This is a genomic window from Pontibacillus chungwhensis BH030062 (assembly GCF_000770675.1).
Taxonomy (GTDB): domain Bacteria; phylum Bacillota; class Bacilli; order Bacillales; family BH030062; genus Pontibacillus; species Pontibacillus chungwhensis.
This window is the reverse complement of sequence record NZ_AVBG01000002.1, coordinates 352172-366144: the sequence shown is the minus strand read 5'-3', so window position 1 is coordinate 366144 and position 13973 is coordinate 352172. Positions and strand designations below refer to the sequence as shown.

The window sequence follows — 13973 nt, the reverse complement described above, 5'->3', positions numbered from 1 at the left end:
TGTGGATAGAATGTGTGTAACTTTAAGGATAACTTATATGGCTATCCACAGCTCATTTTACGATTTTAATGTTTCTTTTAACTCTTCTAAGTCTTTTTGTAATTGCTGATCCTGACTTAGCATCTTAGATATTTTCTCATGAGCATGAATTACGGTCGTATGATCACGTCCTCCAAACTCTTCCCCAATTTTCGGCAAGGAATAATCGGTCATTTCTCTTGAAAGATACATGGCAATCTGTCTTGGATAAGCTATTGTTTTGGTTCGTTTTTTAGCTGCAAAGTCATCAAGTTTAATACTATACTTTTCAGCTACAACTTCCTGAATAGCCTGGATAGTAATGACCTTTGGCTTAGAACTCGGGATAATGTCTTTTAAAGCTTCAGCTGCTAAAGAGGCATCAATATCACGATTGATCAGAGAAGAGTACGCTACAACACGTATGAGAGCTCCTTCTAATTCTCGAATATTAGTATCAATTTGATTAGCAATATAAAGCATTACCTCATTTGGGATATCTAGACCTTCTGCTTTGGCCTTTTTTCGTAAAATAGCTATACGCGTTTCTAAATCTGGCGGAGTAATATCAGTAATGAGTCCCCATTCAAATCGAGAACGTAAGCGGTCCTCTAAAGTTGGAATCTCTTTAGGTGGTCGGTCACTAGAAATGACAATTTGTTTGTTTTCTTCGTGAAGTGTATTAAAAGTGTGGAAGAATTCCTCTTGCGTTTGTTCTTTTCCAGCTAGGAATTGAATATCATCAATTAGTAGCACGTCTACATTACGATATTTGTTGCGAAAGTTAACTGCTTTATTGTCTCTAATAGAATTAATAAATTCATTTGTAAATTTCTCTGAAGATAGATAAACGACTTTGGCGGAAGGGTTATGATCAAGTACATAATGTCCGATAGCATGCATTAAGTGAGTCTTCCCTAACCCCACACCCCCATAAATAAACAGCGGATTATATGCTTTAGCTGGCGCTTCTGCTACAGCTAGTGAGGCTGCATGGGCGAAGCGATTTCCTGAACCAATAACGAAAGTATCAAATGTATATTTAGAATTGAGCATACTTTGAGGAGATTCCTCTTGCTCATTTTGCTGCATATTTTGTACTTGTTTCATTGCGGGTTTTACGTCATCAGGAGTAACGTCTTTCGCCTCCGGAATAATAAATTTCGTTTGCAGTTGAGCCCCTGTAACTTCAAATAAAGCATCAGATATTAACTTAGAGTAGCGGCTTTCGAGCCAATCTCTAGCAAATTCATTGGGAGCTACGATGATGAGCGTATCATCTTTAAGAGAGTCTGCTTTTGTACTTTTCAGCCATGTCTCAAAGCTGGGTTTACTTATTTTTTCCTCTATTTTCGTGAGCGTATTATCCCAAAGCTCGTTGATATTTTCCAACAAATTTCACCCCTTTCGAGCATAAAAAAATAGTAAAGAAGAGTCTATGAAACAAAAAACCTCACGTATCCTACCTTTCTTAGTAAATAAAACATAGAAGAAAGGAGATCCGGAGGTGGGTTGTACAACTTTTGTGCAATCTTAAGGACTTATAATTCTGTGGAAGCACAACTGTTACTATAACAGTCTCCATTAAACTTATAAGCACAATCCACAATATTGTTGATAAGTAAATGCACACCGTTGTGAATAGATGTCCACACCTTATCCACAACCTGTGGAAAAGAATATTTGGTGTGTTAGGTTGTTCATTACTAAAACACAAATATAATACCAAATAAATCCCGCTGTTGCAATGGTTTTTGGTTGGTTATCCACATTGTCTACTGCTTGTAGATAATTTTTATCCACAACACTATATTTTGTGATTAACTTGTCGATAATTGGTGTGGATAGTCGAAAATCGGTTTTTGAGTTATTCACAGACAAAGTGTACAGAAAATAATGCCCTGATTAAACACTTTATTTAACGTGAGAGAAATAGCTTACCTTCTTGGCTGGATCGAGAGATTTAAACGTGGGATTTATAAAAAAGTTCTTGAGTAAGGGGGATAGATTTGAATGAAGTTGAATACCTCGGGGAAAATTGCTCCTAAATTATTCTTATGAAGTGAGAATGAAAAAAATACGAGAAGTTCATAATGGTCATTCAAGGTGCCATGACTAGATTATGCGTTCTAACAATTGAAGCTATTCGTTAGAAACCTAAAAAGAAAGTTGACTTTTTATGCCTATCCTTCTTATAATGAATTGGACTGTCTTTTTAGTTTTTGAATTTATTCAATCCTCAGGGAGGTGTCTATACAATGAAACGTACATTTCAACCAAATAACCGTAAACGTAAAAAAGTGCACGGCTTCCGTAATCGTATGAGTTCTGCTAACGGACGTAAAGTACTAGCGCGCCGTCGTCGCAAAGGTAGAAAAACATTATCTGCATAGGCCACTGAACATATGTCAGTGGTCTTTTTTCTAGTTTGAACGTAAATAAAACGTATTCCTCACTAAGCCATCTATAGTGGCGCTGATCTAATATTTCTTTAAGAAAATGCTGTTTCGTATGATATAACTTTTTTCTGTAGGGGATATGCTGTAAGCAGGGGGAATACGTTTTTTATGTTGAGGATAAAAGTAGGAACGACTATTGATGGTCGACTGGTTGAATAGCTACTTTGTATATCTTAACGTTTGGAAACTGGTGCTTCCTAAGGAGTACTACGCTTTTTTTTAAGAGTGAGGATGAAATTATGAAGAAACAATATCGCATTAAAAAAAATGAAGAATTTCAACATGTTTTTAAAAAGGGTTCTTCATTTGCTAATAGACAACTGGTGCTCTACTACGTAAAAAAAGAGGAACAACCTCACTTCCGAATTGGCCTTTCAGTAAGCAAAAAGATCGGAAACGCGGTCATGAGAAATCAAATAAAGCGTTACTTGAGACAAGCCTTTCTTGAACTTGAGCCACGAATGGAGCAGAATTACGATATAGTTGTCATTGCTAGAAAGCCAACAAATCAAATGAACTTCCAAGAGATCAAGAAAAGTTTGTCTCACGTTTTAAAGAAAACAAATCTTTTAGCGAAATCAGTAAAAGCTTAAGATTTGATATAGAAGCTTGCCAGTCACTAATGATAGAATACATGTATTACTGGAATATTACCGTTTGGGATAATAAGGAGGAAGAAACGTTGCGAAAGAAGGTCCTTTTTTTATTAACGCTGACAGGACTTCTTGTTGTACTATCGGGATGTACGCAAATTGATCAAAACATTACATCTGAAAGTACAGGATTTTGGAATGAGTATTTCGTATATCCACTGTCGTTGTTAATTAAGTATTTCGCAGGCTTGTTTAGTGAAAGCTACGGTTTATCTATTGTAGTCGTAACACTGATCATTCGCTTGATTCTGTTGCCGTTAAACGTTAAACAGTTAAAGAGCTCTAAAGCTATGCAGGAAATACAACCACAATTACAAGAGCTAAGACAAAAGTATAGCTCAAAAGATCAGAAAACTCAGCAACAGCTACAACAAGAAACAATGCAATTGTTCCAGAAAAATGGGGTAAACCCACTAGCTGGTTGTTTCCCGATTCTTTTACAAATGCCGATTTTAATTGCGTTTTATCATGCAATTGTTCGTACGCAGGAAATTGAAACACATAGTTTCCTTTGGTTTGAATTAGGTGCACCAGATCCATTCTTCATTATGCCACTCGTCGCAGCTGCAACTACATTTATTCAGCAAAAGTTAATGATGGCTGGGACAATGGATCAAAATCCACAGATGAAAATGATGCTATACATTATGCCGGTTATGATTGGTATTTTTGCATTAAACTTCCCAGCAGCACTAGCACTTTACTGGGTAGTAGGTAACTTATTTATGATTGCACAAACTGTTTTTATTCGTAAGCCAATGATGAAGGATACAGAAACAGAGGGAGCGAAGTAAGTGAGACAAGTAACTGCTACTGGACAAACAGTTGAGGACGCGGTCCGTTCAGCGTTAGAGCAGTTAAACACCTCGAGGGACCAAGTTAATGTAGAAATAATTGACGAAGGTAAAAAAGGATTCTTCGGTGTGTTTGGTGCTAAGAAAGCTATTGTAAAGGTTATGATGGTAACCGCTAAAGAAGAAACGGTTTCAATCGCACCAGAACCAACTGAAGAACCTGCTGACCAAAGAGAAAGTACAAAAGAACGTGAAAGTTATACTGTAACGGAAGAACACGTGAAGAAAACATCTAATGTGGAAGATGCGATTGAGGCAACGAAGGAGTATTTAGAACAAGTCGGTAACCAAATGGGGGCTCCGATCCATGTAACCGTTCAGAAAAAGAGTAAAGAAGTTATTTTTGAGCTCAAAGGGGATAAAATTGCTTTACTCATTGGGAAGCGTGGGCAAACACTAAATGCTTTGCAGTCATTAGCTCAGTTAGTCATTAACAAAGATGGTCATCAGTATTTAACGGCGATTGTAGATGCCGAAGGATATAGAGAAAGAAGGAAAGAAACGCTTTCTGGTTTAGCAACTCGTTTGGCTGACAAAGCCGTACGAACGAAGACTGAGATTGCGCTTGAGTCAATGCCTTCTTATGAGAGAAAAATTATTCACGCTGCCCTTCAGCATAACAAACAAGTTTCGACTTACTCTGATGGTTCAGAACCGCATCGTCATGTTGTTATAAAACCTGAATAACGTTAAAGATGCCCCTGGTCGAGGACCGGGGGCATTTCTTGTGATTGAAGTTTGGCAAGTGGGTTGGGCTCCACGACAATTAAATAAGCAAAAAGAGAAGATTTGCGTTATCCACATGTGGATAACGCACAGCCCATACAAATAGTTTGAAGTAAAAGCTTTTCAAAGAATTGTGTTATGTGCTAATCTAATAAGTTAGTGACTATATAAATCAAACAATTGTGGATAAAATATAATTAAGATGAGGAAAGAGGTGAGAGCATGGAAACAGATACTATAAGTGCCATATCAACCCCCGTTGGGGAAGGAGCGATCGCCATAGTTCGTTTAAGTGGTCCAGAAGCGGTTTCGTTAGCAAACGGAATGTTTAAGGGTAAAGATTTAAACGAGGTCGACACTCACACGATTCATTATGGAAAGTTGCTAGACCCTAAAACGAATGAAATGGTAGAAGAAGTAATGGTTTCTGTCATGCGTGCTCCTAAAACGTTCACTCGTGAAGATATAGTAGAGATCAACTGTCATGGTGGTCTTGTATCTGTAAACCGTGTTTTAGAGTTAACTTTGTCACAAGGTGCCCGTTTAGCGGAGCCGGGTGAGTTTACTAAACGTGCTTTTTTAAATGGTCGTATCGATTTATCCCAAGCAGAAGCAGTTATGGATTTAATCCGCGCTAAGACTGATCGCGCTATGAACGTAGCTTTAAAGCAAATGGATGGTCGTCTATCGCATTTGATTCAGAAATTAAGACAAGAACTACTCGAGGTATTAGCCCAAGTAGAGGTCAATATTGATTATCCAGAATATGATGACGTTGAAGAAATGACGAACGAATTAATGATCCAAAACACCCGACAGGTTCACCAAGAAATTGAACGCCTGTTAAGAACGGCTAAACAAGGGAAAATACTTCGTGAAGGTCTTGGAACAGCTATCGTCGGTCGTCCAAACGTAGGGAAGTCTTCTTTAATGAATGCATTAGTTCACGAGAATAAGGCGATTGTTACAGAAGTCCCTGGTACGACTCGTGATGTCATTGAGGAGTATGTAAACGTCAGAGGAGTTCCGCTTCGTCTAATTGACACCGCAGGAATTCGTGAAACAGAAGACTTAGTTGAGAAAATTGGTGTTGAAAAGTCTCGCCAAGTTTTACAAGAAGCCGACTTAATTTTACTTGTCTTAAATAATGGAGACACAATAACTCAAGAGGACAAAAAATTATTTGAAGCGGTTGAAGGCATGGATGTAATTGTTATTGTAAATAAGACAGATTTGCCTCAACAAATAGACATGGATGAATTGCGCGAAGTAGCGGGTGATCATCCTATAGTATCGACGTCGTTAATTGAAGAGCAAGGTATTGATCAATTAGAATCATCTATATCAGATATTTTCTTTGAAGGAGATATTGATACGGGTGATATGACGTACCTTTCGAATGTTCGTCACGTCCAATTGCTAAACCAAGCTAAAGAAACGTTAGAGGATGCAATGGATGGAATGAATGCGGGGATGCCGATTGATATGGTTCAAATCGATGTAACCCGAACATGGGAGCTTCTTGGTGAAATCGTAGGCGATACGGTTCAAGAAAGCTTAATTGATCAGTTATTCTCTCAGTTTTGTTTAGGAAAATAAAAGTGAGTTAAGGAGAGAGAGTCATGAATACTTTTGATGCAGGACATTATGACGTTATTGTTATTGGTGCTGGTCATGCAGGTGTAGAAGCTGGATTAGCGGCTGCCCGTCGCGGAGCTAAGACATTAATGTTGACGTTGAATTTAGATATGATCGCCTTTATGCCTTGTAACCCTTCAATTGGAGGCCCGGCAAAAGGGGTTGTCGTTCGTGAAATTGATGCCTTAGGCGGAGAAATGGCTAAAGTAATTGATAAAACGTATATTCAAATGCGTTTATTAAATACAAGAAAAGGCCCAGCCGTGCGTGCTCTTCGTGCCCAAGCTGACAAACATTTATATATTCAAGAAATGAAAAAAGTCATTGAGAATGAACCAAACCTAACAATTCGTCAGGGAATGGTTAAAGAACTTATGGTAGAAGACGGAGTATGTAAAGGGGTCGTAACAGAGACGAAAGCCGCCTATACAGCTGACTCTGTAATCGTGACAACCGGAACATTTATGCGTAGTAAAGTACTCATTGGAGATCTAGCCTATGAGAGTGGGCCTAATAACCAACGTGCTTCTACAGATTTATCTGTTCAACTTGAAGAACTTGGTATTAAAATGGTTCGCTTTAAGACAGGAACACCAATGCGTGTAAACAGTCATTCAATTGACTATTCAAAAACAGAAATCCAGCCGGGGGATGAAGTTCCACGTGCCTTCTCCTATGAAACAACAGAATATATTATGGATCAAATTCCTTGTTGGCTAACGTATACAAATGAATTTACTCATAAGATTATTGATGACAACTTAAGCTCATCTGCAATGTATTCAGGAATGGTGAAAGGTACAGGGCCTCGTTACTGTCCTTCTGTTGAAGATAAAATTGTTCGTTTCCATGATAAACCTCGTCACCAGGTCTTTTTAGAACCTGAAGGAAGAAATACAGAAGAGGTTTATGTACAAGGTCTGTCTACTTCCCTACCTGAAAACGTTCAAAAGCAAATGATCGAGACTGTACCAGGTCTAGAAAAAGCTGAAATCATGCGAGCTGGCTATGCGATTGAGTATGATTCTGTCATCCCAACCCAGCTTTGGCCAACGCTCGAATTAAAAGCGGTTCAAGGTTTGTTTACAGCTGGTCAAATAAACGGTACATCGGGATATGAGGAAGCCGCGGCTCAAGGTCTAATGGCAGGTATCAATGCAGCTTCTAAAGTTCTAGACAAGGAACCGGTTATTTTAGATCGCTCTCAAGCTTATATCGGTGTTCTTATTGATGACTTAGTAACGAAAGGGACCGACGAACCGTATCGTCTTCTTACCTCTCGCGCTGAGTATCGCCTTATTCTTCGTCATGATAACGCAGACCTTCGTCTTACGGACATTGGTTATGAAATTGGAATGATTTCTGAAGATCGTTATGCTCGTTTCCAGGATAAGAAACGTATGATCAACGAAGAAATTGAACGTCTGAAGGGTATTACGATTAAAGCAACAGATCAGGTTCAAGAGGTTATTCAACAAGCGGGTGGCTCACCTCTTAAAGATGCAGTAAATGCGTATGATTTACTCAAACGACCAGAAATGAAGTATGAAATGGTCGCAAGCCTTCTTGAGGAGAAAAAAGATCTTCCTGAAGCAGTAGAAGAACAAGTGGAGATTCATACGAAATATGCGGGTTATATCCAAAAATCAGAGCAACAAATTGAGCGTATGAGAAAAATGGAAAATAAGAAGATTCCAGAGGACATTGATTATGATGATATCCATGGTATTGCTTCTGAAGCGAGGGATCGCCTTAAAGAGGTTCGTCCTTTATCAGTAGGTCAGGCTTCTCGTGTCTCTGGTGTGAACCCAGCTGATGTATCAATCTTACTTGTTTATATAGAACAAGGAAAAATTGCTAAGGTCTCTGGAGATGAAGCCTAAGCAGAAAGGACCGGTGTCATGAACAAAGAAACCTTTCTTAAAGCTTTACAGGATCAAGGGATTGAACTAAATGATAAACAAGAAAAGCAGTTTCATGATTATTTTGAAGCTCTAGTTGAGTGGAACGAAAAAATGAATCTAACGGCTATTACAGATGAAGAAAGTGTATATTTGAAGCACTTTTACGATTCAATAACAGCAGCTTTTTATTTAGATTTCGATCAACCTTTATCCATTTGTGATGTGGGAGCTGGGGCAGGATTCCCTAGCCTCCCTCTAAAAATTGTCTTCCCACAACTAAAAGTAACGATTGTTGATTCGTTGAAGAAGCGTATTACATTTTTAAATCATTTAGCTACAAAGCTAGAACTCGATGACGTCGCTTTCTATCACGATCGCGCTGAAAACTTTGGCAAGAACCAACAGTTTAGGGAACAGTACGATATGGTAACAGCCCGGGCTGTAGCAAGATTATCTGTTCTAAGCGAATTATGTTTGCCTCTTACAAAAGTAGGAGGAAAGTTCGTTGCAATGAAGGGCGCATCCTTTAAAGACGAATTAGAAGATGCAGCTTTTGCGACAAGTCTTCTTGGTGCTGAACTAGAAAAGCATCATACCTTCTATTTACCTGAAGAGGATAGTGAACGAAATATCGGAATCTATCATAAGCGTCGTAAAACACCAAAGAAATATCCGCGTAAAGCGGGTCTCCCGAATAAAAGCCCTCTAACACAGTAAAGTAAGAGAGCATACAAAATTTTAAACACATGGGTTTTCTGGCTAAGAATCTCATGTGTTTTTTGTATTCCAATTGATCAGATTCTCAACTAAAGGTTTCATTTGTAGAGAAGGTATGAATTCTGTTAATCTATCATAAGTCTTTCATGAAAACGTGTCATGATTCTATTGCTTTCGTTCCAACTGTTGTTTAACTCAATGCTGAGACACGATTTTCATACTTTGTTTATACCAACGTGGAAGCTTTGAAGACGTTAAACTTATGTACTAGGTGTATAAATGACCTACTAAAATCTTATATTTGATCGAATGATGTAAGGGAGTTGATGAGTTAGAAGGATTTGTGTCAATAAGTGGAGAATATATACATATTACGATTAGGAGTAGAAGCTCTATAGTTCTTTCTGAGATAGGAATATTTGAAAAGATTTTCAAGCTCTCCCTGCTCATTTCATAGATTATGTGCTAAAATATAGATAGAATTATACGATAATAGAAGAAGACTGCTTCTATAAAATCGCAAATGAACGTTATATGCGCGGCAGCCTCCGCTGCAGCGCTTTTTTGCACTTTCAAAATTTTATCCTTCCTTTCTCAAGGATAAAAGAAGAGAACAATACATGGATCCTCGCATCTCTATCGAAAAGAGATGTTTTCTATAATGGTTTCTTTTACTGTTTCACGTGAAACATACCTTAGATGATAACACGAAGGGTACCCATAAAGGGTGAAAGTAGAAAAGGTGGTGTCAAAGGATGAAACACCCATTCAGCCGCTTATTTGGAATAGGGGATAAGTCCGAAGCGGAAGAGAAAGAACAAGAACGACAAGACTATCATCCTGATGAAGTTATTCAATTACCAGTGCAAAGTATTCAACCGAATCGCTATCAGCCGCGTACAATCTTCAACCATGACAAGATTGAAGAATTGGCTCAGACCATTCAAACACATGGTATGATTCAACCTATTGTTGTTCGCAAGATGCAAGGTGAAGATGCTGGTTATGAATTAATAGCTGGTGAGCGTCGTTGGAGAGCTGTCCAGCATTTAGGGTGGGAGAATGTTTCAGCTATTATCAGAGAAATGGATGAAGCACAAACCGCTTCCGTTGCTCTAATTGAGAATTTACAACGAGAAGAGTTAACCGTTATTGAAGAGGCAATGGCTTATGCAAAGTTATTAGAAATTCATAACTTAACGCAGGAGGCTTTAGCACAGCGGCTTGGAAAAAGCCAATCGACAATTGCGAATAAATTGCGTTTATTGAAGCTTCCAGATGTAGTTCAACAAGCCATTCTTGATAAAAAAATAACAGAACGGCATGCACGTGCTCTTATCGCACTGAAAGATCCTGAAAAACAGGAGCAGTTGTTACAAGAAATTATTGAGAAGTCCCTTAATGTAAAGCAAACAGAAGAAAAGATAGCGAAGATGCGCGAAGGGGAACAGAAGCCTCAAAAGCGTAAGCCACAGTTAAAAGGGATTAGTAAAGATATGCGCATTGCGATGAACACAATTAAACAATCGCTTACGATGGTCTCAGACACAGGTATTGATCTTGAAACGGATGAAGAAGATTATGATGATTACTATCAAATCACTATTAAGATTCCTAAAAAACAATCATGATGCTAGTACTCCCCATCTTTTGTGACGCACATAAGGTGGGTTTTTTTCACTTAAACTCTTTATCTCTAGAAGAAGAAAAGGATCTACAAAGTACTAGATTAAAAATTGTAGTTTGTGTTTTATCTGATTTATTTCTTCTTATAGAGTTAAAAGATGATAAAATAAAAATGAAAGATTTGACAGATTAGAGGTAGGTGACATCATGGGTAAAGTAATCGCCGTTGCTAATCAAAAAGGCGGAGTGGGGAAGACCACTACAGCTGTAAGTCTAAGTGCATGCTTAGCATATTTGAATCACAAGGTATTATTAGTTGATATTGATCCTCAAGGAAATGCAACAAGTGGGGTTGGTATTGAAAAAGCTGATATGGATCAGTGTGTATACAATGTGCTAGTGGAAGACTTAGAAGCGAAGTATGTGAAGGTTCCTACGATGGTGGAAAATTTAGACGCTATACCTGCCACGATTCAACTAGCAGGTGCAGAAATTGAACTAGTTCCAACGATTTCACGTGAAGTCCGCTTAAAGAAGGCAATAGACTCAGTAAAGGATGAATATGATTACGTCATTATTGACTGTCCTCCATCCTTGGGTTTATTAACGATTAATGCTTTGACGGCTTCAGACACTGTTTTAATCCCTGTCCAATGTGAATATTATGCACTAGAAGGATTGAGTCAGCTGTTAAATACTGTGCGCCTTGTGCAAAAGCACTTGAATAAGCAACTTATGATAGAAGGCGTATTACTTACAATGCTAGATGCTCGTACCAATTTAGGAATACAAGTTATTGATGAAGTTAAAAAGTACTTTCAAGACAAAGTGTATGGATCTGTTATACCTCGTAACGTTCGTTTAGGTGAAGCTCCAAGTCATGGACAACCCATTATTCTTTACGATCCAAAATCCCGTGGGGCTGAAGTTTACTTAGAATTAGCAAAGGAAGTGATGACGAATGGCCAGAGGGTTAGGTAAGGGCCTAGGCTCCATCTTTCCATCAGTGGAAGTAACAGAAGAGGAAAAGGTACAGGAAATTTCTGTTAGAGAATGTCGTCCCAATCCTTATCAGCCAAGAAAGGTTTTTGATCCAAAAGCTATTGAAGAACTGAAAGAATCCATTCTTCAATATGGAATACTTCAACCTATTATTGTACGGAAAAGTATAAAAGGGTATGACATTGTAGTGGGGGAAAGACGGTACAGGGCTGCAACAGAAGCGGGTCTGAATACTGTTCCTGCTGTCATCCGTGATTTATCCGAACAACATATGATGGAATTGGCTTTACTTGAAAATCTTCAACGAGAGGACCTCACTCCGATTGAAGAAGCACAAGCCTATTCTAACTTAATGAAAGAGCTTAACTTGACGCAGGAACAATTAGCTAAGCGCCTGGGGAAAAGTCGCCCTCACATTGCGAACTTGGTTCGTCTATTGTCGCTTCCTAAACCTGTTGGAGAGCTTATTAATAATGGAGAACTTTCAATGGGACAAGGGAGAGCTTTGTTAGGATTGAAGGATAAAAATCAACTCCTACCGCTCGTTGAAAAGATCCGTAAAGAAGGATTAAATGTACGTCAGGTAGAGCAGTACATTATTCAATTAAATGAAAAGAACATGCAAAAGAATAAAAAGAAAAAAGTGAAAAAAGATATCTTTATTCAAGAGAGAGAATCTCTTCTTCAAGAACGATTAGGAACAGGGGTCACCATTCAAAAGGGGAAACGAAAAGGGAAAATTGAAATTGAATTTTTCTCTGAAGAGGACCTGGATCGAATTTTACACTACTTTGAAGAATAAAGACTTATACCTGGTGCTTGTCTATGCAAGCATCAGGCTTTTTCATATCTTAAGAGGATTTTTATCATACTGTTTCACATGAAACATGGCTAAGTTTGTTGGAGGAAGACGATCAATGATTTTATTTGGCACACTTGTAAATGGGATAGGTATTATATTAGGTAGCTTAATAGGGTTATTTTTAAATAAAATACCTGAAAAAACGAAAGAAACAACTATGAATGGCATCGGATTAGCTGTAACACTTATTGGTTTACGCATGGCAATAGAAACAGACCAGATTATTGTAATGCTTCTTAGTTTACTGTTTGGAGCTTTTGCCGGAGAGTGGCTTCAACTTGAGGAACGGTTCGAGAAGCTTGGTGCTTTCTTAGAGTCAAAGTTCAGTAAAGGGAAGCAATCCTCTGTTTCAGAAGGTTTTATTACCGCCTCCTTAATTTTTGTAATTGGAGCGATGGCTGTCGTCGGGGCGCTTGATAGTGGGATACGTGGAGACCACGACGTGCTCGTGACAAAAGCCATTATAGACTCATTTGTAGCCCTTGTTTTAACCACGACATTAGGATGGGGCGTGATGCTGTCGGTTATTCCGGTTCTCTTATATGAGGGAGGAATAGCGCTTTTATCTACCCAAATTCATAATTGGATTCCTCAGGATTTCATGGATGTCTTTATCGTCGAGATGACAGCTACTGGCGGAATTTTAATTGTAGCAATCGGACTCAATATTCTTCATATAACAAAAGTACGTGTGGCCAATCTGTTACCAAGTTTACTGTTTATTGGCTTCATCCTTTATGGCTGGCTGAAGTTAGGGATATAGATTTATAGTAAATGAAAAAGAGCAAGAACCTTTTGGTTCTTGCTCTTTTTATGGGGCGCTATTCTTTTATCGGTAACCAACGTTTTCTTTTTGTTGTGAGAGGATCTGTTGGAATAGGCTTCGATACTTCAGCCTTACCCATATGTTCATCAAAAGTTTGTAGTGCTTTGGCCATTTGCTTAGCCATTTGCATGACTATATTTAAGCGTGTGTTCTGCAGTACAAAGTACTCCATAAAACCACTAACATTCACCACACCTGTAAGGTGAATCTCTCCTACGTCAGGGAGTTGTTTTTTTACAGCTGCTCCTGGTTTTACAGGTCCTTGACCTAAAATAATGTTCCCAACAGATGATAACTTACCTAAACATGCATCAATTCCTATAATGTATGGACGATGATAGCGTTTTTGAATAAATTCAAGTTTTTCATTTAGGTTAACGGCATGGACAGGGTCATTAAGTGTTCCGTACACGTGAATACGTTGAAGTTGACTCTCTTCAAGAAGTGTCCCAATTAAAGGGCCAAGAGAATCACCGGTAGAACGGTCGGTACCAATACAGACGATGACAATCTCCCGATTAGCAGGCACCCATTCTTTAAGCGTCTGAGTTAACCCCAACAGTAACTGCTCATCTTCAAAATGGTAGCGATGTTCTGTTTTCTGAGAAAAAAGTCTTTGCTTTAGATTCATAGCTTTTCCTCCGTAGTCATATTGTTATTAGTATACAGCGATTTTTCGAATTCTATA

13 protein-coding genes are annotated in these 13973 nt (G+C 38.5%); 11 read left to right on the top strand and 2 right to left on the bottom strand.

Annotated features, from left to right (window positions below; translation table 11 throughout):
* Positions 1-57 precede the first annotated feature (57 nt).
* Entirely contained in the window at positions 58-1410 is a 1353-nt protein-coding gene (dnaA, locus tag N780_RS04500; RefSeq protein WP_036780568.1) for a chromosomal replication initiator protein DnaA, read from the bottom strand.
* Positions 1411-2276: 866 nt separating this feature from the next.
* On the opposite strand from dnaA, the gene rpmH reads away from it, so the two are divergent.
* From rpmH to N780_RS04440, 11 genes are all read left to right on the top strand, one after another.
* Positions 2277-2411, top strand: coding sequence for a 50S ribosomal protein L34 (rpmH, locus tag N780_RS04495; RefSeq protein ID WP_036780566.1), 135 nt, complete (start codon positions 2277-2279; stop codon positions 2409-2411).
* 305 nt (positions 2412-2716) lie between these two features.
* Positions 2717-3070, top strand: a complete 354-nt coding sequence (rnpA, locus tag N780_RS04490) for a ribonuclease P protein component (protein ID WP_036780565.1) — start codon at positions 2717-2719, stop codon at positions 3068-3070.
* Positions 3071-3159: 89 nt separating this feature from the next.
* A complete protein-coding gene (gene spoIIIJ, locus N780_RS04485; RefSeq protein ID WP_036780564.1) occupies positions 3160-3924 on the top strand; it encodes a YidC family membrane integrase SpoIIIJ in 765 nt (254 codons plus the stop codon).
* Positions 3925-4671 (top strand): RNA-binding cell elongation regulator Jag/EloR, encoded by a 747-nt coding sequence (gene jag, locus N780_RS04480; protein WP_036780562.1) that lies wholly within the window; start codon positions 3925-3927, stop codon positions 4669-4671. It abuts the gene before it with no gap.
* A 261-nt stretch (positions 4672-4932) separates the two neighbouring features.
* The gene (gene mnmE / locus N780_RS04475; protein WP_036780560.1) at positions 4933-6309 is read left to right on the top strand and encodes a tRNA uridine-5-carboxymethylaminomethyl(34) synthesis GTPase MnmE; all 1377 of its coding nucleotides are present in this window, start codon (positions 4933-4935) and stop codon (positions 6307-6309) included.
* A gap of 23 nt (positions 6310-6332) precedes the next feature.
* Complete coding sequence (mnmG, locus tag N780_RS04470) at positions 6333-8231, top strand: tRNA uridine-5-carboxymethylaminomethyl(34) synthesis enzyme MnmG (protein ID WP_036780556.1); 1899 nt, start codon at positions 6333-6335, stop codon at positions 8229-8231.
* 18 nt (positions 8232-8249) lie between these two features.
* On the top strand, positions 8250-8969 hold the full coding sequence (gene rsmG, locus N780_RS04465; protein WP_036780553.1) for a 16S rRNA (guanine(527)-N(7))-methyltransferase RsmG: 720 nt from the start codon (positions 8250-8252) through the stop codon (positions 8967-8969).
* Positions 8970-9724: 755 nt separating this feature from the next.
* Positions 9725-10600, top strand: coding sequence for a nucleoid occlusion protein (gene noc / locus N780_RS04460; RefSeq protein ID WP_036780552.1), 876 nt, complete (start codon positions 9725-9727; stop codon positions 10598-10600).
* A 202-nt stretch (positions 10601-10802) separates the two neighbouring features.
* Positions 10803-11576 carry a ParA family protein gene (locus N780_RS04450; RefSeq protein ID WP_036780548.1) on the top strand — a complete coding sequence of 258 codons (774 nt, stop codon included), beginning with the start codon at positions 10803-10805 and terminating at the stop codon, positions 11574-11576.
* A complete protein-coding gene (locus N780_RS04445) occupies positions 11557-12399 on the top strand; it encodes a ParB/RepB/Spo0J family partition protein (RefSeq protein ID WP_036780544.1) in 843 nt (280 codons plus the stop codon). Before N780_RS04450 ends, N780_RS04445 begins: the two co-directional genes overlap by 20 nt.
* Positions 12400-12514: 115 nt before the next feature.
* A complete protein-coding gene (locus N780_RS04440; protein WP_036780534.1) occupies positions 12515-13222 on the top strand; it encodes a DUF554 domain-containing protein in 708 nt (235 codons plus the stop codon).
* 58 nt (positions 13223-13280) lie between these two features.
* Here the strand turns inward: N780_RS04440 and yyaC are convergent, their stop codons facing one another.
* A complete protein-coding gene (yyaC, locus tag N780_RS04435) occupies positions 13281-13916 on the bottom strand; it encodes a spore protease YyaC (protein ID WP_036780527.1) in 636 nt (211 codons plus the stop codon).
* Positions 13917-13973: the final 57 nt, after the last annotated feature.

What these genes read in the sequence shown, in the direction of transcription:
- mnmG (WP_036780556.1), top strand. Translation starts at nt 6,333, where the DNA reads ATGAATACTTTTGATGCAGGACATTATGACGTTATTGTTATTGGTGCT.
- yyaC (WP_036780527.1), bottom strand. Translation starts at nt 13,916, where the DNA reads ATGAATCTAAAGCAAAGACTTTTTTCTCAGAAAACAGAACATCGCTAC.
- noc (WP_036780552.1), top strand. Translation starts at nt 9,725, where the DNA reads ATGAAACACCCATTCAGCCGCTTATTTGGAATAGGGGATAAGTCCGAA.
- N780_RS04445 (WP_036780544.1), top strand. Translation starts at nt 11,557, where the DNA reads ATGGCCAGAGGGTTAGGTAAGGGCCTAGGCTCCATCTTTCCATCAGTG.
- rpmH (WP_036780566.1), top strand. Translation starts at nt 2,277, where the DNA reads ATGAAACGTACATTTCAACCAAATAACCGTAAACGTAAAAAAGTGCAC.
- mnmE (WP_036780560.1), top strand. Translation starts at nt 4,933, where the DNA reads ATGGAAACAGATACTATAAGTGCCATATCAACCCCCGTTGGGGAAGGA.
- rnpA (WP_036780565.1), top strand. Translation starts at nt 2,717, where the DNA reads ATGAAGAAACAATATCGCATTAAAAAAAATGAAGAATTTCAACATGTT.
- N780_RS04450 (WP_036780548.1), top strand. Translation starts at nt 10,803, where the DNA reads ATGGGTAAAGTAATCGCCGTTGCTAATCAAAAAGGCGGAGTGGGGAAG.
- rsmG (WP_036780553.1), top strand. Translation starts at nt 8,250, where the DNA reads ATGAACAAAGAAACCTTTCTTAAAGCTTTACAGGATCAAGGGATTGAA.
- N780_RS04440 (WP_036780534.1), top strand. Translation starts at nt 12,515, where the DNA reads ATGATTTTATTTGGCACACTTGTAAATGGGATAGGTATTATATTAGGT.